Genomic DNA, 18,293 nt, shown 5'->3' with positions numbered 1-18,293 from the left:
GATTCGATGCTGGCCACAGACCTCGAGGTCGTCACGGTGACCGACCGCTCGGTAATCCTGACCTGGACCACGTGCGCCCGCGACCGCTATGGCCGCACCCGTCCGGTCCCGGCCGATACCGAGGTCCGCATCGCACCGGTCGACGGCCGGTCGGCGGCGCGACCGCGCTACCTGGACTCCCGGCCGACCGCCTACCACTATGCGGAGCTCGACGGCCTCGAACCCGGCCGTACCTACCGATTCGAGGCGTACTCGGACGGCCACCGCGCCGTCCCCGCCCGCACCCTGGTGACCCGCCGCTCCGGAACACCGGAATCCACCGGCACATTCACCACCGCCGACCCGCCGCCGGGACGACTGCTGCACACCATCGCACTCGCCAACGACGTGCACTTCGGCGAGCACAGCAGTGGCCTGATCGTGGCCGGGCTCCCCACCGGCCTGCGCCACGAGACCGAGCACTATCCGGAGTTCATGCTCACCGCATTGCTCGATGATCTGCGCCAACCGGACCGCGCGGCCGATCAACTGATCCTCGCGGGCGACCTCACCGATACCGGCACCCTCGAACAAAGCCTCGGCGTGCGAGCGCGGCTGGACGAGTGGGGCGTGCTCGGCCGCGATTACCTCGTCTGCCGCGGTAACCACGACAAGCCAGACGAACACCGAATCGACCACTGGGGCACGGTATTTCACGCCCGCCAGCGCCTGGTCGAATATCGAGTCGGCGAGCTGCGCATGATCGGCCTGGACACCACCCGACTGCGTGGATCCGGTGGCACCATCGTGGCGCCGCAATTGGCGCATCTGCGCGAACTCCTGGCGGCCGATCCGGAGCGGCCCACCCTTGTTTTCGGGCACCATCCGGTGACTTCCCATGCGGCGGTGAGCAATCCGGGCGGCCCCGGGTTCGTCCTCGATCGCACGAATGCCGCCGCGCTTGGCGCGCTCTATCGCGACACCCCCGGCGTATTCCTCCACCACTGCGGCCACACCCACCGCAACCGGCGCAACCGCCCGGACTCCGGTGTGGACGTGGAATTCCTGGAAGTCGCTGCCACCAAGGAATATCCGGGCGGCTACAATCTGTTGCGCGTCTACGAGGGCGGCTACACGGTCAACTTCTACAAGACCCGCACCGAGCCGGCCCGCCGCTGGAGCACCCGCACCCGCCGCCAATACCTCGGCCTGCATCCGGATCACGCCCTCGGCAGCTGCGCCGACCGCAACCACGTTGTCCTGCGCGATTTCTCCGGGTTGTAGTTACAGTCGCTCATGCGGACAGCGACCGTGCGGCGCACCATCGCGGCGCCGATCGAGCGGGTTTCGATCGGCGCATCAACCAGGGTGTTCGCACCCGCTGTCGCCTTCGGTTTCCGCACGGCGCTGCGGACGGCCGGGCGCAAACTCACCGGTTGACGCGTTACTCGACCTACCGGCCACCCGGCTACTGTCGCAGACAGGCGTGACACTTCGGGAAGCTGAGTCGGGAGAGGTTGGTAGCTGATGAGCGTCGGTGGTCTTCGATTGGCCTCGGTCGTCGCCGCCGTTGTGCTCGGATCGGTTGTAGCCGGGCCTCGTTCGTACGCGGCACCGGACGAACCGGGATCGGTGGTGACCACGGATGGGTCGAGGATTACCGGGGTTCAGGTTCGGGATGATCGGCATCTCACGTTGACGGTGTATTCGGGGGCGATGGGGCGGGAGTTATCGGTGGAGGTGCAGCGGCCTGCGGATACCGGAGTGCCGCGACCGACTTTGTATCTGCTGGCGGGGGTCGATGGTGGGGTGGACGGGGCAACGTGGGGGTCGAAGACCGATGTCATGGGGTTTTTCGGGGATAGGAACGTCAATGTGGTCCAGCCACTCGGTGGGGCGTACAGCTATTACGCCGATTGGCGGGCGGCGGATCCGGCGTTGGGGGTCAACAAGTGGCAGACGTATTTGACTCGGGAATTGCCGCCGTTGATCGACGCCGCGTTGGGCACCAATGGGCGCAATGCCATTGCGGGGATCTCCACCTCCGGTACGTCGGTGCTTTCGCTGGCGGTTTCGAGTCCGGGGTTGTACCGGTCCGTCGGCGCATTCAGTGGTTGCGCGCAGATCAGTGATCCGGTTGGGCAGGCGTTCGTCGGGATGTCGGTGCGCAAGGGTGGCGGCGATCCGGTGAATATGTATGGGCCGCCGCAGGATCCGATGTGGGCGGCGCATGACCCGTATGTCAACGCCGAAGGCCTGCGCGGGTTGAATTTGTACCTGTCGGCGGGGAGTGGACTACCCGGGCCGTACGACAATCCCACCGATCCGCATACGCAGAGCTGGGCAGAGGGCGGACTGCCCCTCCAGGTGACGATGGGCGGTGCGATCGAAGGGTCGACCGCCTGGTGCACCCGCAACATGCAGAACCGGCTGAACCAGCTCGGCATTCCGGCCACCTACGACCTCGAACCCACCGGCACCCACTCCTGGGGTTACTGGGAACGCGCGCTGAAGGAATCGTGGCCGGTTCTTGCCAATGGACTGGGCGCCTGAGCCCTCAGTGCTCGGATTCGCGCGACAGATACCGAGCCTGACGGATTTTCTGTGCCGCGGCCGACGCCTCGGTCAGCGCACGCTCGACCGCCGACCTCGCCGTCACCGGACGCGAGTATTCCCGAAGTCGAAATAGTCCACGGTCACTCTCCTAGGCTCTGGTACGAGTGGAATGGCGTGTGTGGCTCGAGCACTCGGCGACATCTAGGAGGAATCGTGTCCGAAACCGTGCGTGGCGTGATTGCCCGTAGCAAGGGCGCACCGGTCGAACTCGTCGATATCGTGATCCCGGATCCCGGGCCGCACGATGTGGTGGTGCGCATCCAGTCCTGCGGGGTGTGCCATACCGATCTGCACTACCGCGAGGGCGGGATAAACGACGAATTCCCGTTCCTGCTCGGGCACGAGGCCGCGGGCATCGTGGAGACCGTCGGGGATGCGGTCACGCATGTCGTCGCGGGCGATTTCGTCATCCTGAACTGGCGCGCGGTCTGTGGTGAATGTCGCGCGTGCAAGCGCGGCCGCCCGTGGTACTGCTTCGCCAGCCACAATGCCGGCACCAAGATGACTCTCACCGACGGCACCGAACTCAGCCCCGCCCTCGGCATAGGCGCATTCGCGGACAAGACGCTGGTGCACGAAGGTCAGTGCACCAAGGTCGACCCGAATGCCGACCCGGCCGTCGCCGGACTGCTCGGCTGCGGCGTCATGGCGGGTATCGGTGCGGCGATGAATACCGGCAATGTGTCGCGTGGCGATACGGTCGCCGTCATCGGCTGCGGTGGTGTCGGCGATGCCGCCATCGCGGGTGCGCGACTGGCCGGCGCGCGGACCATTATCGCGATCGACCGCGATCCCCAGAAGCTCAGCTGGGCAACGGAATTCGGCGCAACCCACACGATCGATGCGACAAAGACCGATGTCGTCGAACAGATCCAGGAATACACCGGCGGTTTCGGCGCGGATGTGGTCATCGATGCGGTCGGCCGCCCGGAAACCTGGAAGCAGGCCTTCTACGGACGCGACCTGGCGGGCACCGTCGTGCTGGTCGGCGTCCCGACCCCGGATATGACCATCGATATGCCGCTGATCGACCTGTTCTCCCGGGGCGGCGCACTGAAATCCTCCTGGTACGGCGACAGTCTGCCCGAACGCGATTTCCCGATGCTTGTCGATCTGTATCTGCAGGGCCGACTTCCGTTGGAGCGTTTCGTCACCGAGCGCATCGCCCTGGACCAGGTCGAGAAGGCTTTCTCCGCAATGCATGCCGGTGAAGTGCTGCGTTCGGTGGTGGTCTGGTGAGCCTGCGCATCGATCGGGTCGTCACCTCCGGCACCTTCTCACTCGACGGCGGTACCTGGGATGTCGACAACAATGTGTGGTTGATCGGCGATGATGCCGAAGTGGTGATCGTCGACGCGGCGCATGATGCCGACGCGATCATCGCAGCCGTCGGCAACCGCAATGTCCGCGCGGTCGTCTGCACCCACGGGCACAACGACCACGTCACCGTCGCACCGGAACTCGCGAAACGCCTCGACGCCCCGATCCTGCTGCATCCGGGCGACGATCCGCTCTGGCGCATGACCCACCCCGACGTCGACTACCGATCACTGGCCGATACTCAGCGGATCACCGTGGCGGGCACCGATATCGAAGTCCTGCACACCCCGGGCCACTCCCCCGGCTCGGTCTCCCTGCACCTGCCCGAGGCCACCGCCCTGTTCACGGGCGACACCCTGTTCAACGGCGGCCCCGGCGCCACCGGCCGCTCGTTCTCCGACTTCGGCACGATCATCGCTTCCATCCGGGACCGCCTGCTGACCCTCCCGGAGGAAACCACGGTCCACACCGGCCACGGCGACGGCACCACCATCGGCGCCGAAAAACCCGCACTATCCGACTGGATCGCCCGGGGCCACTGAGCCTGGATCAAGATCAGGGGGAACTGGTGGGCGGCTTCTCGATCGATGCCGCCATGGATTCCACCTGATCTCGATTACCCCTCGACGTATGCCTTGATGCGCTCCAGGGTTTCGCGCATACCGTCGCGATTCGTCTTGCCGCGAGCACGCCCGGCCACCAGCCAGTAGAGGCGCAACGGGAGGTTCTGTTCGTTCAGCTGGAACGATTCGGTCACGTCGGTGCCGCCCTCGACGGACTCGAAACGGTAGCGCCAGGTATTGACCGGCATCCCGCCCGGACCGAGCACGGTGAATGCGAACTCACGTCCGGGCTCGCACGCGACGATCCGGCAGACCGTCCAATACTTCAGCCCCCAGCCATTGCGGTTGACGTGCCCGCGGAATTTGACGCCGACGGCGGGTGCCGTTGCCCCACCGAGCCATTCGGTGTCGAAGGTCTCCGGTGAGAACTTGCCGGTATTCGTAATGTCGCTGACCAGGTCCCAGATCTTGTCGGCGGGTGCTGCCATTCGAACCGTCACGCTGTCGTGCATGCCTGCACGCTAGCAGGCGCCTTCTCAGACAGGTATCGCCTACGTCTCACCGGGCCGGACCGATGCCGGTCCAGAAGGCGACCAGGTCGGCGCACACGCGGGCCGGGCGCTGCTCGTTCGGTAGGTGGCCGACGCCGTCGTAAACCGCGGTACGCGCGCCCAATTCCTCGGCATAGCGTTCGTGGACGCTGGGCGGCCAGAGATCGCCGGAGTTGCCGTAGGCGATGAGGATCGGGAGGCCGGTGGCGCGCAGGGCGGCGGTGCAGTCCGTCGGGCCCTCCGTGGCCCGCATGATGCCGATCAGATTCGCCTTCTTGGTCGTGAAGACGCGGTTGCGCAGGAATTCGAGTTTCGCGGGTGGTACCAGGGCCGCCATGGCCAGACTCATCTGCTCCCACAGTGCCTGCTGGCCACCGCTTTCGATGAGTTGAGCGACCAATTGCGGTGGCGCGAAGTTGATATCGGAGGTCGAGGACGGTCCGGAGGCGAGCAGGGCGAGGCTGCGAAACCCGTCCGGATGGGCGGCAAGCGCGGCGCGCGCGACGTAGCCGCCGAATGAGTGGCCCACCAGGTGAATCGGTGTGTCGTCCGAGATCTGGTCGGCGACGAGGATCAGATCGTCGGCGAAATCGGACATCGTGTATCCCGATGCCTCATCGGGACCATCGGACTGCCACTGCCCGCGCTGATCGTAAGCGACACAACGGAATCCGGCTGCCGACAGAATCGGCAGCATGGCCTCGAAGTCCTCTTTGGAGCCGGTGAAGCCGGGGACCAACAGCACCGTGCCGCGCATTTCGACGTCATGCGGCGGCACGGATTCCCAGGCGGCCAGCGCGCCCGCCGCGCCGCGCAGGGTGAAGGATGTGGACTGCGCGGTGGCGTGACTCATCGGTTCCTCCATCGTGCTCGGCACTAATGCGGCAACACCCTCCAGTCTATCCGAGCACGCATTCGGAATCGTTACTTATTCGAGATATTCAGAACAAAGTCATCGGCTCGGTCGGAATGGGTTCGGGCAGCGGCTCTAGTTCGGGCAGGCGGGCGCGGATGTCGTCGTGGAAGCGGCGGGCGAGGTGCAGGGAGGATGCATTGTCCGGAGTGTGGATGAAAACCGTTGGCGAGCGGCCCTCGCGCAGCCATGCGATGACGATGTCGAGCCACGGCTGCCAGCCGGCAACTGTGCGCTCGGCCGAATCGCGGCCGTGATAGCGGACGATCGGGAATTCGGTGAGCGCTCGCGTGCGGCGCGGTACCCGCGGTTTCTTCGCCCGCGCCTCGGCCTCCGCGGCACTCTCGGCAGGTCCCTCGAAAAGCAGGGTGGTGTCGAAGGGCACCCATTCGGCACCTACACGCGCGAGTACCTGCTCCAATTGCCGTGCGGCGCTGCCATTTTCGAAGAACGCGGGATGCCGGACCTCGACGGCGGACCGGTACGAGCCGGGCAACGTGCGCAGGAATCCGGCCAGCGTCCCGAGTTCGGTCGGACCGAACGATCCCGGCAGCTGCACCCACAGCGCATGGATGCGCGGACCGAGCGGTTCCATCGAATCCAGGAAGGCGCGCAGTTCGGCCTCGGCGCCGTGCAGCCTGCGCTCGTGCGTGATCGGCTTGGGCAGTTTGACGACGAAGCGGAAGTCGGGATCGGTCTGCTTCGCCCATGACGCCACCGTGTTGGGCGTCGGCGTCGCATAGAACGTCGTATTGCCTTCCACCGCGGTGCAACACGAGGCGTAGTGCCGCAACCGCTCGGCCGGAACCGGTTGATATTCCTGCCATGCCGCGTGCGTCCACATCGCACATCCCACGTGAAGCCGCATGACAGGGACGCTAACGCACGTCGCGTACGCTGACGGCTCCACCTCCAGCACCTCGGGAAAGAGATCATGACGCGGTTCGAGAATGTCAGTGTGGCCAAGAAGGCCAATGTGTACTTCGACGGCAAGTGCATCAGCCACAGCATCGAGCTGGCCGATGGCACCGCGAAGTCGGTCGGCGTCATCCTGCCGTCCACCCTGACGTTCAACACGGTCGAGCCGGAGATCATGGAGCTGATCGAGGGCGAGTGCAAGGTCACCCTGACCGGCGAGACCGAAGCCGTGACCTACCGCGGCGGCGAATCGTTCTCGGTGCCGGGCAACAGCTCATTCGAGATCGAGGTGCTTTCGACGCTGCACTACGTCTGCCACTTCGGCTGAGCCCCTCAGGCGGGAACGCGCTCGGCCCCCAGGGAATCCGCCAGCGCGGTCAGAACATCCGCGCATCCGGCATCGACGGTGAGCGTGGCGAGTTCATCACCTCGGGTCCGGCCGCGGTTCACGATGGCGACCGGCTTACCGTGTTTCGCCGCATATCGCACGAACCGCAGCCCGGACATCACCGTCAACGACGATCCCGCCACCAAGAGCGCGTCCGCCGCCTCGACCATGTCGAACGCGGCGGCGACGCGCTCCTTGGGGACGTTCTCCCCGAAGTACACGATGTCCGGCTTGAGCATGCCGCCGCAGCGCGCGCAGTCCACCATCCGGAAATTCGCGGTATCGGCGACCACCGCATCGGCATCGGGCGCCACCTCCACCCCGGTGGCCGTCGCCGATGCCGCGAAATCCGGATTCGCCGCCTCCAACCGCTCGGCCAAGGCCATCCGCGAAATCAGCGCCTCGCAGCCGAGACACCGCACCCGCGCATAGGTCCCGTGCAGATCGATGACCCGCCGATGACCCGCCTTCGTATGCAGCAGATCGACATTCTGCGTGATCAGCCCGGACACACTGCCCGCCCGCTCCAACCGAGCCAACGCCCGATGCGCCGCATTCGGCCGTGACCCGTCCATGGCCCGCCACCCGATGTGGTTGCGCGCCCAATACCGCTGCCGAAACGCCGTATCCCCCACGAACTGCTGATACGTCATCGGAGTCCGCACCGGCGACCCCGGCCCGCGATAATCCGGAATCCCACTGTCGGTCGACACCCCGGCCCCCGTCAGCACCGCGACCCGCAGCCCCGCCAGCAGCCCGCACAACCGCTCGATACTGGGTGCGTCGAATCCGGACATGGAATTCAGCGTAAGCGCAGCCGCCCGGTCGGTGACCCCGGGCGGCTGCGAAGGCACTACGTCGGTCCTGATCAGGCCTGGAGGCCGAGCTCGAGCTCCAGGGTGAGGGTGATCTTGTCGCCGATCACCGCGCCGCCGTCGGGCAGCGGCATATCGATGGTGATGCCGAAGTCGCGACGGTTGATGACGGTCTTGGCCTCGAAACCGGCGACCGGGCCCTGGCCCATACCGGGGTTGACGCCGAGGAATTCGACATCGAGGGAGACCGGGCGGGTGGTGCCGCGGATGGTGAACTCACCGTCGACGACGAAATCCTCGCCATTGACGCGGAATCCGGTCGACTTGAAGGTGGCCACCGGGAAGTCGGCGGCGTGGAAGAAGTCGGCGGTGCGCAGGTGCGCGTCGCGCTGCTCGTTGTCGGTGGTCACCGACTCGACCAGGATCTCGGCCTCGGCCGAGGCGGTGCCGTCTTCATTGACGACCAGCTTGCCGGAGAAGTCGGCGAAGCGACCGCGAACCTTGCTGACCATCAGGTGACGCACGGTGAATCCGAGGGTGGAGTGGGCGGGATCGATGACCCAGGTGCCTGCGGTCAGATCCTTGGCGGTGGTGGTCGACATTGTTGGTCTCCTCATGTGGTTGATATTTCAATTACTTATACTTCGAACGAGTATTCAGTTCTGGCATTACCGGACCGGTGCGCCGTTGCACCGGGAGATCAGGGCGGGTCGGCGAATTCCGAGAGCACAGTCACTGCGCGACCTCCACGGCGCCGTCCTGGGCCCGAGCTGCGACCATTGACGCATGAGTCGGCGCATCCGGGACATGGGCCGGACGCAGTGCGTCGAACTCCTTGCGCAGCACCGGAACTACCTCCGCACCGAGCAGATCGAGTTGCTCCAGCACCGTTTTCAACGGTAGACCCGCGTGGTCCATCAGGAACAGCTGTCGCTGATAGTCGCCGAAGCTCTCCCGGAACGTCATGGTCTTTTCGATCACCTGCTGTGGACTGCCGACGGTCAGCGGCGTCTGCTCGGTGAAATCCTCGAGCGACGGGCCGTGGCCGTAGACCGGCGCGTTATCGAAGTAGGGCCGGAATTCGCGCACCGCGTCCTGAGAGTTCTTGCGCATGAACACTTGTCCGCCGAGGCCGACAATGGCCTGGTCGGCGGAACCGTGGCCGTAATGCTCGAAGCGGCGCCGGTACAGCTCGATCAGGCGCTGGAAGTGCTCCTTCGGCCAGAAGATATTGTTCGCGAAGAAGCCGTCGCCGTAATAGGCGGCCTGCTCGGCGATTTCCGGACTACGGATCGACCCGTGCCAGACGAACGGCGGAACGCCGTCCAGCGGTCGCGGCGTTGCGGTGAACGCCTGCAACGGAGTACGGAATCGGCCTTCCCAGTCGACCACATCCTCGCGCCAAAGCCGGTGCAGCAGATGGTAGTTCTCGATCGCCAGCGGGATGCCTTCGCGAATGTCCTTGCCGAACCACGGGTAGACCGGACCGGTATTGCCCCGGCCGAGCATGAGGTCGACGCGACCGTCGGCCAGATGCTGCAGTATGGCGAAGTCCTCGGCGATCTTCACCGGATCATTGGTGGTGATGAGTGTCGTCGCCGTCGACAGCTGCAACCGCTCGGTCTGCGCCGCGATATAGCCGAGCATCGTGGTCGGCGACGACGGCACGAACGGCGGGTTGTGATGCTCGCCGGTGGCGAATACGTCCAGGCCGACCTCTTCGGCCTTGCGCGCGATCGCGACCATCGCCTTGATCCGCTCGTGCTCGGTCGGGGCTCGACCGGTCGTCGGGTCGACCGTCACATCACCCACCGTGAAGATTCCGAACTGCACCACGCCTCCTCTCGGAAAGTCTGACACCCATTTGGTGGATATGGCAACCAACAGGGCGGTATCGCCATCTATTCCCGAGGGCTCACTTGTGCAGCCGTGATTCCAGACCGTCCATGACGCAGAGCAGACCGAAATCGAAGGCCATCGCGCGGGCGGTCTGATAGTCGGCGGGTTGCATCTTCCGGTAGTCGGCAAGCATCTCCGGATAGTCGGAGGCGAGCTCATCCATGACGTCGAGCACCATCTCCTTGTCGAAACCCTTGTCGCCGAATGCCTTCGCCGCGGTGATCTCCGGGATGACCTGCCCGAGTACATAACTCGTCACGGTGCTGCTCGCGAGGTAGATATCGATGCCGGTGAATCCGGCGCCGATGAAGCTGCGGCGCAGTCGATCACTGAGTTCGAAGGCCTTCGGGCCGACGCTCGGCAGGGAGCCGATCAAGGCGGTCACCCAGGTGTGGTCGAGCATGGTGAGCCGGAAGTTGTAGGCGTAGGTCGTGACGACCTCACGCCACGAGGCCTGGTCCGGATCCGGGATTCGCACCAGACCCCAGATCTGGTCGAGGACGAGTTCGAGCAGTTCATCTTTATTCGCGACATGCCAGTAGAGGCTGGTCGCGCCCGCATCGAGCTTCGCGCCTAGCTTTCGCATGCTCAGCGCACCGAGCCCGTCGGCGTCCAACACCTCGATTGCGGCGGCGACGATCTGGTCGCGGCGCAGTCCGGCCGCCTTCGGCTGGCGCGGCTCGCGGGTCCACACCGAGGAGAACTGCTGCTTTGTCACCGGGCCAGCATAATTCTCTCGCACATTGTGCGATTCTATCGTACGGTGTTCGAGTGGAATCGAACGTTGTACGAGATCCTCGCCGCTGGTGGGTTCTGGGGGTCCTCTGTCTGTCCCTGCTGGTGCTGATGATCGACGGCACTGTGCTCAATATCGCCATTCCGTCTTTGATCCGGGAACTCGACGCGACGCCGTCGGATGTCCAGTGGATCCTCGACGCCTACGTGCTCGTCTTCGCTGGACTGTTGCTCACCGCGGGCAGCCTGTCCGACCGGTTCGGCCGGCGGCGCATGCTTGTTATCGGGTTGGCACTGTTCGGCGCCGCGTCGCTTGCGGCAGTGTTGGCCACCGAGCCGTGGCAGGTGGTCGGGGCGCGCGCCCTGATGGGCGTCGGCGGATCGCTGCTCATGCCGTCGACCCTGTCCATCCTGATGACCACCTTCGCCGAGGACGAGCGGCGCAAGGCGATGGCGGCCTGGTCCACCGTATCCATGGTCGGCATCGTCCTCGGGCCGACGCTGGGCGGCTTTCTGCTGCAGCACTATTGGTGGGGTTCGGTATTCCTGCTGAATATCCCGGTCGCGGTGCTCGCGATTGTCGCCGCGCTGGTGCTGATGCCCGAATCCACCGGTGAGCAGCGGCCGGTCGACTTGATCGGCGTGCTGTTGTCCATCGTCGCGCTCACCTCGACGGTCTACGTGATCATCGAGCGCGAGTGGAATATCCCGATGATCGGCCTCGCGGTCGTGACCGGGCTGGCGTTTGTGATCTGGGAGAGCCGGTCGGCGCATCCGATGCTGCCGCTGGCGGTGTTCCGCAATCGCGATTTCACCGGCACCTGTTGCACGCTGCTGCTGATGGTGTTCGGTATGGGCGCGATCATGCTGATGCTCACCCAGTACCTGCAGTTCGTACTCGGCTACGGGCCGATGAAGGCGGGGCTGGCGCTGCTGCCGTATGCGGTGGCCGCCGCGGTGTGCAACGGTCTCGGCGCGACGCTGGGCAAGAAGTTGAGCAATAAGACGCTCATCGTCGCCGGCCTGCTCGTCATGGGCGGGGCATTCGCGATCCTGGCCGTCGGTTCCGGATATTTCGCGGTGTTGGCCAGCATGCTGGTCATGGGGATCGGCGGCGGTCTGGCGGGTCCGGCCGCGTATGCCGCGATCATGAGCGCCATTCCGCTCGAGCATGCGGGCGTCGGCTCGGCCATGAACGACACGCTGCAGCAGGTCGGCATGGCGATCAGCATTGCGATCCTGGGTAGCGTACTGGCCGGTGTGTTCACGTCGCATATGCCCGATGACGCACCCGCTGCCGCACGTGAATCCATCGGCGCCGCATTCCAACTCGGATATGTCGAACCGGCCAAGGAAGCGTTCACCGATGCCATGTCGACCGGCGCCTGGATCAGTGCCGGCTTCAGCGTTGCCGCCGCACTACTCGGATTGGCACTGCTGCGAACGCGGCCCACGCCGCAGGTCGACACACCGGAGGAAGTAACCGTGTCATAGCTGACATCGATTTTTCGCTTCGAATCCGCTCGCTTCGCACCGCAGGCTCGGCTAGGCTCCCCTCGACCTCCTTGCCGCGCATATGAGTACATTGCACGGGGAGTTTCTCGAGCAGGAGAGTCGAGCCTGCACGGGGCGTTGCGAAGAGCGAATAATCTGATGACGGAACGGAATACGCGAATGAAGCTTTGCGATAGCACTGCGGCGGCGATCCTTGTCATCGGTGCCGTGACCTTGGGCGCCGGAGTTTCCCATGCCGAGCCGGTCGCCGCGCCCCCGCGGCAGGACATCACCTACTCGGTCAAGCTAGTCGACAAGACGGTGGTGGCCAGCGTGCGCAACGGCACCTTCACCCTGTCCAAGGCGGCGGAAAGCGAGCTCGCAGCCGGCGGCGACGGGCGGCTGGTCGACAAGGACGGCACGCTGGTCGATAAAGACGGCAAGGCCGCCGATATCGCCGATGTGGTCGATGTCGTCGATCTGGCCGACACCGACGGTCACGTCGTCCTGACGTTGCCACTGCGGTTCCGGGCGGCCGATACCGACATACCGGTCAAGCCGGTGGTCGAAAAGGACGGCACGGTACTGGAACTGGCGCCGCAGAAGCCCGCCGGACTCGACATCTCGCAGCCACTGGCCGTCAAGCCGGTCGCATCGATGGCCGAGAACAACCGTGCCCGCAATGAATTCGCCACGCAGTTCGGCCTGGCCACGGCGATCGGCGGCTTCGTCGGAACCGCCATCGGCGCGGTCGTCGGATGTGTCGCCACCATTGCCGCAGGCTGCATCCTCGGCTTGACCACCGGTGCGGCCCTCGGCGGGATCATCGGCACGGTCGTCGTTGGCGGACCGATCCTGATCGCCTCCGGCGTGGATTACGTCAACACGATGATGTCTCCGGACGGCACCACCCGGTTCGCGGACAAGACGACGACCCAACCCGCGCCGCCCGCACCGAAGTAGTTCCGCCACGGCTATTCGGTCGGCCGTCCGTAGAACCGACTCCCTCACCCGCAGAAGGCGCTGTCTACCAGGCTGTCCATGGCACCCTTGTAGCCGAGGCCGAACAGGGGCGGGACTTGGTTGAGGCTGACGGTTACCGAGCGGGCGGGGGTGTAGCCGCCGAAGACGAAGAACCCGTCCATGGCGCCGCCGTGGCTCCAGATATCGATGCCGCAGGCATTGGTGCGGTGGAACAGGCCGAGGCCGACATCGTCGGGGAGAGCTGGGTCACCGCCGTGGATGGTGTGCTGCATTTCGGCGAGTTCGGTTGGGCGAAGCAGTTTTCCGGAAAGTAGGGCGGAGAAGAAGCGATTCAGGTCGGCATCGGTGGAGACGAGCGCGCCATCGGCCAAGCCCCAGCCCGGGTCGATATCGGTTATGTCGACCTGGGCACCGTTGAAGATCTGATATGCGCGCGGGTGTGGACCGCGAATCACGTTCTCCTGCGGGAATGCGGGCCAGTAGGTATCGCGGAGATCCAGCGGGCTCAGGATCCGGGTCGTCACCTCGGCGCCCAGCGGCCGTCCCGTGACCTGCTCGATCAGCTTTCCGGCCAGCAGATAATTGGTATTGGAGTAGCTGAAACGCGAACCGGGCGCGAACAGCGCGGGCATATCCAAACCGAGTCGGATCAGCTGATCCGCGGTTTGGTACCGCTGCAATGCCTCGACGGAACCCCAGTCCAATCGAACGAGATAGTCCGGAATACCGCTGGTGTGCTGCAACAGATTTCGGACGGTGATCAGATTCCCGTCGCCGCCGGGGCCGCGCACCACACCGGGCAGATAACGCTCGATCGGAGCGTCGAGCTCGATTCGCCCCTCCCCCACCAACTGCAGCACCACGGTCGCCACGAATGTCTTGGTATTGCTGGCGATCCGAACCTGTGCGTCATCCGGGAACGGAGCGCCCGTCGCGAGATCGCCGACGCCGCTATTGATCTGAGTCGCGTCGCCGTCGGCGGTTACGACCAGCTGCCCCCCTGGAACGAAAGCCGAACGAACCAGGTCATCCAGCCTGGCTTGCAGCACTTGGGGGTGCACCGTGGCCGGTTGCGCCGAGGAAGCCGCGAGATTCGGCAGCACCGAAATCACCAGTGCGGCAACCAAAGCCGTTGTTACCTTGAACCGCCGCATACATCCTCCTTCGTCGCGACCCGCTCGGCCGGTCCTTCGGTGCGGACGGTGACACCCGCGCGGGTACCGTTCGAGTCGAAGGAAAATCCGGCGCAGGCGCGTCGTTGGTTGGAATGTCTTGTCGGATCAGCCGTTATAGGACACATGCGGTGTCCAGTCGTCGAGGGGGCGGACGGCGGCGGCGTGCAATGCCGCGGCGACCCGCTCCCGGGTAAACGCACCTTCACCGAGCACACCATTGATCTGCACCGCGACGGCACGGAAACCGTCGGGCGCCAGGGTGGTGTCCAGGCTGGTGACGAGATTGCGCACCGCCGCCTTCTGCACACCGAGCGATGCCGCCTCATGCCACGGCTTATCCGCCGCCGCACTCCCTGTGACGAGCACGCGCGCACCGGGGGCGAAGAACGGCCGGGCGGCCTGCACTGCGGGCAGCAGCGCCGCGGCGCCGATCGTGAAGTCCTCGATCAACTCCGCGACCGTCAATCGCAGCGGATCCGCCTGCCGGAAGATGCTCGGGTTGAAGTGCAGCACGTCGATGCGTCCATGCCGCTCGCCCACCTCGGTCACAATACGAGTGACATTGTCGGGATCGGCCAGATCCACACCGACACCTTCGGCGTCGAAACCTTCGCCCAGCAATTCCTTCGCCAACGGCTCGGCCTCCGCGCCGAGCCGACAGGCCAGCACCACTACATACTCGTCGCGCGCGAAAAGACGGCCGACGGACAGTCCGACGCCGGGACCGGCACCGAGGACGAGCAACACGGGAGCAGCCATGTATACGAGACTAGAGCGTCAATCTGTGCAGATCACAATGTCCGATTCTTGCCTGCCCCGAGCGCTGTCGGTAACACTGGCAAGGTTGAGCGGGCCCTTTCGAGTGACCTGCAAGCAGTCACTAGCGGGTGCAACAAGTCGTTAGCGGGTATGACCCGGACATGCGCTGTGTCGTGACCCGAAACGAAAGCTGAGGCGGCGAGAATGACCCGGGACCTAGGCCGCCGCCATGAATGACGACACCGTCGAGCTCCCCAAAATCACCGATACCCGCGGCACCGGACACCGGCGAGCAGCGCACCGACGAGCGGATCCGAAACCCCATCGCGCCCGCAAAGCGGCAAAGATCGCAATGCGCGTCCTGACATCGATCGCCGCTCTCGCCGTTCTGTCCGGCACCGGATTCGCCTGGTCGGCCAAGACCGAATTCGATAACGGCTTCACCCACACCGACGCGATCGGCAAGGACGCACCGCGCTCACTCGGCGGCGATCTGAATATCCTGCTGATCGGCCTGGATACCCGCAAGGACCTCGACGGCAACGACTTGCCGAAAGCGATCCTGGACCAGTTGCACGCCGGCGACGGCGACAATGGCGGCTACAACGCGAATTCGCTGATCCTGCTGCATATTCCTGCGGATATGCACAAGATCGTCGCGTTCTCCATTCCGCGCGACGACTATGTCGCGGTCTCCGGCATTCCGGGCTATGACCACGCCAAGATCAAGGAGGCCTACGGGCTGAAGAAGGCCGCAACCGAGACCAAGCTGGAAAACTCGGGCATGAAGGACAAGGTGGCCCTGGAACGCGCGGGCCGCGAGGCGGGGCGGGCATCGATCGTGCAGACGGTGCGCAATCTGGTCGGCGTCCCCATCGACCGCTTCGCCGAAATCTCGCTCGTCGGCTTCTACGATCTGGCCGATAAGCTCGGCGGCGTCGATGTCTGCCTCAACCACGCGGTCGACGACAGCTACTACTCCGGCGCAGTTTTCCCCGCGGGTCCGCAGCATCTCGATGCCGCCAATGCGCTGTCCTTCGTGCGGCAACGCCACGGATTGGAGAACGGCGACCTCGACCGCACCCACCGCCAGCAGGCCTTCCTCACCTCGGTCGCCAAATCGCTGAAGGACACCGGCACGCTGACCAACTTCAGCAAGCTCTCCGGTCTCATGGATGTCGCACACCGCGATATCGTGCTGTCCGACGGCTGGAACCTGCTCGACTTCGCCCGCGACCTCGGGTCGGCGGGCTCGATCTCGGTCGAATTCCGGACGCTGCCAGTGCTGCGCTACGACAATATCGACGGTCAGGACGTCAATATCGTCGATCCGGCGGCCATCAAGAAGGAAGTGCGCGCCGCCTTCGGTATCGAAACCACACCGACCACCTCGACGCGCACCCCGACCAGCATCGTCGATGTGCACAATGCGAGCGGATACAGCGGCCGGGCCGCCCAACTCTCCACCGCACTCACCAAGCGCGGCTATCCGGCGGGCAGCACGACTACCGTCACCCGCGCCATCTCCACCATCACCTACGGCACCGGCGCAGAGACCGATGCCGCGCAGCTGGGCGACATCCTCGGCCTCACCGCGACCGCATCACCGAATGTCGAACCCGGCCACATCACCGTGGTTGTCGGCACCGATTTCACCATGCCCACCGAACTGGTGCCGACCACCAGCGCGAGCGCGACCACCACCTCCGCCACACCCGCGCCCGATGCGGGCAAGCCGGTCGCGACCACGATCGGCAGCAGCGTGCCCTGCGTCAACTGAGGCCGGATGTTCGCGCAGGTCACACCCGCGGCGGCGAACCACGCCCGAAATGGCCGGTAAACTACGGCACGGGCCAGTACGTCGTAGGTGCGCCGCAGGGAACGCACGGCGAAACACAGGAGAGTCATGTCGAGTCGCCGCTTCCGGTGGAGAGCAGCTGCGGGTTTTGCATTGGTGATGATATTGCTCGTCGCCGGATGTTCATCGAAGTCGGAAGCTCCGACCACCCAGGCCGGACCGCCGCCGCCCCCGATCGTCATCACGCCGGGCGGTGGCAACAATGTCGATCCGCTCGCGCCGGTCGTGGTGACCGCGAACGACGGCATGCTCACCTCGGTGAAACTCGCCAATGAGGCGGGCCGTTCGATCGAGGGCATCTACACCCCGGACAAGACGGCGTGGAAGCCCGTCGATCCACTCGGATACGGGCACACCTACACGATCACCGCCGAAAGCCTCACCATCACCGGCCGCGTCGGGCCGACCACCTCGACCTTCAGCACGCTGGCGCCGAACAACCAGACCAAGGTGTATATGACCACCACCGGCGGCACACCGCTGGCGGACGGCGGCACCTTCGGTGTCGGCACCGTCGTGGTCGCGCATTTCGATGAGGATGTCCCGGATAAGGCCGTTGCGGAGAAGCGGCTCTCGGTGACGACCAACCCGCCGGTCGAAGGTTCCTGGTACTGGCTCGACAAGCGCAACGCGCACTGGCGGCCGCAGCAGTACTTCGCACCGGGCACCAAGGTGACCGCCGCGGCCAACATCTACGGCGCGGACCTCGGCGGCGGACTCTACGGCCAGGAGGACACCAAGACCACCTTCACCATCGGCCCGTCGCATGTCTCCATCGCCGATGACAACACCAAACAGGTGCAGGTCTTCGAGAACGGCAATCTGATCCGCACCATGCCCACCTCGATGGGAAGGGGCGGCAGCGAGGTCATCGGGGGTAAGACGCTGACCTTCTGGACCCAGCCGGGCATCTACACCGTGATGGACAAGGGCAATCCGGTGATCATGGACTCCTCAACCTACGGCCTGCCGGTCAATTCCCGGCTCGGCTACAAGGAGGCCATCGGCTGGGCCACCCGCATCAGCACCGACGGCATCTATCTGCACCAGCTCGATTCCACGGTCTGGGCGCAGGGCAGCCAGAACCTCTCGCACGGCTGTCTGAACCTGAGCGCCGCGAACGCCCAGTGGTTCTACAATTTTGCGATTCCGGGCGATGTGGTCGAGGTCCGCAATACCGGCGGCGCACCGCTCGAGGTCTGGCAGAACGGGGACTGGGGCGTGCCGTGGGACGAGTGGGTCCAGGGCAGCGCGCTGCACTGAGTCTTGGTGGGCCGGACCGGAATTTCCGGGCGAAAGTTCCCGGTGTGGCAGAATCGTCGGCAT

19 protein-coding genes are annotated in these 18,293 nt (G+C 65.1%); 10 read left to right on the top strand and 9 right to left on the bottom strand.

The window, feature by feature from the left end:
- Positions 1–6 precede the first annotated feature (6 nt).
- The 5 genes from ACIBW7_RS09780 to ACIBW7_RS09760 all read left to right on the top strand — a co-directional run bounded on the left by ACIBW7_RS09780 (position 7) and on the right by ACIBW7_RS09760 (position 4,457).
- Positions 7–1,263 carry a metallophosphoesterase gene (locus ACIBW7_RS09780; RefSeq protein ID WP_397045894.1) on the top strand — a complete coding sequence of 419 codons (1,257 nt, stop codon included), beginning with the start codon at positions 7–9 and terminating at the stop codon, positions 1,261–1,263.
- Between the two features lie 12 nt (positions 1,264–1,275).
- A complete protein-coding gene (locus ACIBW7_RS09775; protein WP_397045893.1) occupies positions 1,276–1,419 on the top strand; it encodes a hypothetical protein in 144 nt (47 codons plus the stop codon).
- Between the two features lie 87 nt (positions 1,420–1,506).
- Positions 1,507–2,532, top strand: coding sequence for an alpha/beta hydrolase (locus tag ACIBW7_RS09770; RefSeq protein WP_397045892.1), 1,026 nt, complete (start codon positions 1,507–1,509; stop codon positions 2,530–2,532).
- Positions 2,533–2,748: 216 nt separating this feature from the next.
- On the top strand, positions 2,749–3,834 hold the full coding sequence (locus ACIBW7_RS09765; RefSeq protein ID WP_397045891.1) for an S-(hydroxymethyl)mycothiol dehydrogenase: 1,086 nt from the start codon (positions 2,749–2,751) through the stop codon (positions 3,832–3,834).
- Entirely contained in the window at positions 3,831–4,457 is a 627-nt protein-coding gene (locus tag ACIBW7_RS09760; protein ID WP_397045890.1) for an MBL fold metallo-hydrolase, read from the top strand. Before ACIBW7_RS09765 ends, ACIBW7_RS09760 begins: the two co-directional genes overlap by 4 nt.
- 74 nt (positions 4,458–4,531) lie before the next feature.
- Here the strand turns inward: ACIBW7_RS09760 and ACIBW7_RS09755 are convergent, their stop codons facing one another.
- The 3 genes from ACIBW7_RS09755 to ACIBW7_RS09745 form a co-directional block, all read right to left on the bottom strand.
- Positions 4,532–4,990, bottom strand: a complete 459-nt coding sequence (locus ACIBW7_RS09755; RefSeq protein ID WP_397045889.1) for an SRPBCC family protein — start codon at positions 4,988–4,990, stop codon at positions 4,532–4,534.
- Between the two features lie 46 nt (positions 4,991–5,036).
- Positions 5,037–5,882 (bottom strand): alpha/beta fold hydrolase, encoded by an 846-nt coding sequence (locus tag ACIBW7_RS09750; RefSeq protein WP_397045888.1) that lies wholly within the window; start codon positions 5,880–5,882, stop codon positions 5,037–5,039.
- An 88-nt stretch (positions 5,883–5,970) separates the two neighbouring features.
- A complete protein-coding gene (locus ACIBW7_RS09745; protein WP_397045887.1) occupies positions 5,971–6,810 on the bottom strand; it encodes a DUF72 domain-containing protein in 840 nt (279 codons plus the stop codon).
- Between the two features lie 66 nt (positions 6,811–6,876).
- On the opposite strand from ACIBW7_RS09745, the gene ACIBW7_RS09740 reads away from it, so the two are divergent.
- Positions 6,877–7,188: a pyrimidine/purine nucleoside phosphorylase gene (locus tag ACIBW7_RS09740; RefSeq protein WP_397045886.1), complete on the top strand. Its 312-nt coding sequence runs from the start codon at positions 6,877–6,879 to the stop codon at positions 7,186–7,188.
- 5 nt (positions 7,189–7,193) lie between these two features.
- Here the strand turns inward: ACIBW7_RS09740 and ACIBW7_RS09735 are convergent, their stop codons facing one another.
- The 4 genes from ACIBW7_RS09735 to ACIBW7_RS09720 all read right to left on the bottom strand — a co-directional run bounded on the left by ACIBW7_RS09735 (position 7,194) and on the right by ACIBW7_RS09720 (position 10,680).
- The gene (locus ACIBW7_RS09735) at positions 7,194–8,045 is read right to left on the bottom strand and encodes an NAD-dependent protein deacetylase (protein ID WP_397045885.1); all 852 of its coding nucleotides are present in this window, start codon (positions 8,043–8,045) and stop codon (positions 7,194–7,196) included.
- 71 nt (positions 8,046–8,116) lie between these two features.
- Positions 8,117–8,665: a YceI family protein gene (locus ACIBW7_RS09730; RefSeq protein WP_397045884.1), complete on the bottom strand. Its 549-nt coding sequence runs from the start codon at positions 8,663–8,665 to the stop codon at positions 8,117–8,119.
- A gap of 130 nt (positions 8,666–8,795) precedes the next feature.
- Positions 8,796–9,896 carry an LLM class flavin-dependent oxidoreductase gene (locus ACIBW7_RS09725; protein ID WP_397045883.1) on the bottom strand — a complete coding sequence of 367 codons (1,101 nt, stop codon included), beginning with the start codon at positions 9,894–9,896 and terminating at the stop codon, positions 8,796–8,798.
- An 82-nt stretch (positions 9,897–9,978) separates the two neighbouring features.
- Positions 9,979–10,680: a TetR/AcrR family transcriptional regulator C-terminal domain-containing protein gene (locus ACIBW7_RS09720; RefSeq protein ID WP_397045882.1), complete on the bottom strand. Its 702-nt coding sequence runs from the start codon at positions 10,678–10,680 to the stop codon at positions 9,979–9,981.
- A gap of 53 nt (positions 10,681–10,733) precedes the next feature.
- Here ACIBW7_RS09720 and ACIBW7_RS09715 point away from each other — a divergent pair, with 53 nt between their 5' ends.
- Both ACIBW7_RS09715 and ACIBW7_RS09710 read left to right on the top strand, forming a co-directional pair.
- Positions 10,734–12,191: an MFS transporter gene (locus ACIBW7_RS09715; protein WP_397045881.1), complete on the top strand. Its 1,458-nt coding sequence runs from the start codon at positions 10,734–10,736 to the stop codon at positions 12,189–12,191.
- Positions 12,192–12,371: 180 nt separating this feature from the next.
- The gene (locus tag ACIBW7_RS09710) at positions 12,372–13,154 is read left to right on the top strand and encodes a hypothetical protein (protein WP_397045880.1); all 783 of its coding nucleotides are present in this window, start codon (positions 12,372–12,374) and stop codon (positions 13,152–13,154) included.
- A 44-nt stretch (positions 13,155–13,198) separates the two neighbouring features.
- Here ACIBW7_RS09710 and ACIBW7_RS09705 read toward each other — a convergent pair whose 3' ends face one another.
- Together ACIBW7_RS09705 and ACIBW7_RS09700 are read right to left on the bottom strand one after the other, a co-directional pair.
- On the bottom strand, positions 13,199–14,329 hold the full coding sequence (locus tag ACIBW7_RS09705; protein ID WP_397045879.1) for a serine hydrolase domain-containing protein: 1,131 nt from the start codon (positions 14,327–14,329) through the stop codon (positions 13,199–13,201).
- Between the two features lie 126 nt (positions 14,330–14,455).
- Positions 14,456–15,109 (bottom strand): SDR family NAD(P)-dependent oxidoreductase, encoded by a 654-nt coding sequence (locus tag ACIBW7_RS09700; RefSeq protein ID WP_397045878.1) that lies wholly within the window; start codon positions 15,107–15,109, stop codon positions 14,456–14,458.
- 229 nt (positions 15,110–15,338) lie between these two features.
- Here ACIBW7_RS09700 and ACIBW7_RS09695 point away from each other — a divergent pair, with 229 nt between their 5' ends.
- Positions 15,339–16,889 carry an LCP family protein gene (locus ACIBW7_RS09695; RefSeq protein ID WP_397045877.1) on the top strand — a complete coding sequence of 517 codons (1,551 nt, stop codon included), beginning with the start codon at positions 15,339–15,341 and terminating at the stop codon, positions 16,887–16,889.
- Positions 16,890–17,015: 126 nt separating this feature from the next.
- Positions 17,016–18,230: an Ig-like domain-containing protein gene (locus ACIBW7_RS09690; RefSeq protein ID WP_397045876.1), complete on the top strand. Its 1,215-nt coding sequence runs from the start codon at positions 17,016–17,018 to the stop codon at positions 18,228–18,230.
- Positions 18,231–18,293 lie beyond the last annotated feature (63 nt).

Source organism: Nocardia sp. NPDC049526 (assembly GCF_044465765.1).
Lineage (GTDB): Bacteria > Actinomycetota > Actinomycetes > Mycobacteriales > Mycobacteriaceae > Nocardia.
This window is presented reverse-complemented; position numbering and strand designations above follow the sequence as displayed.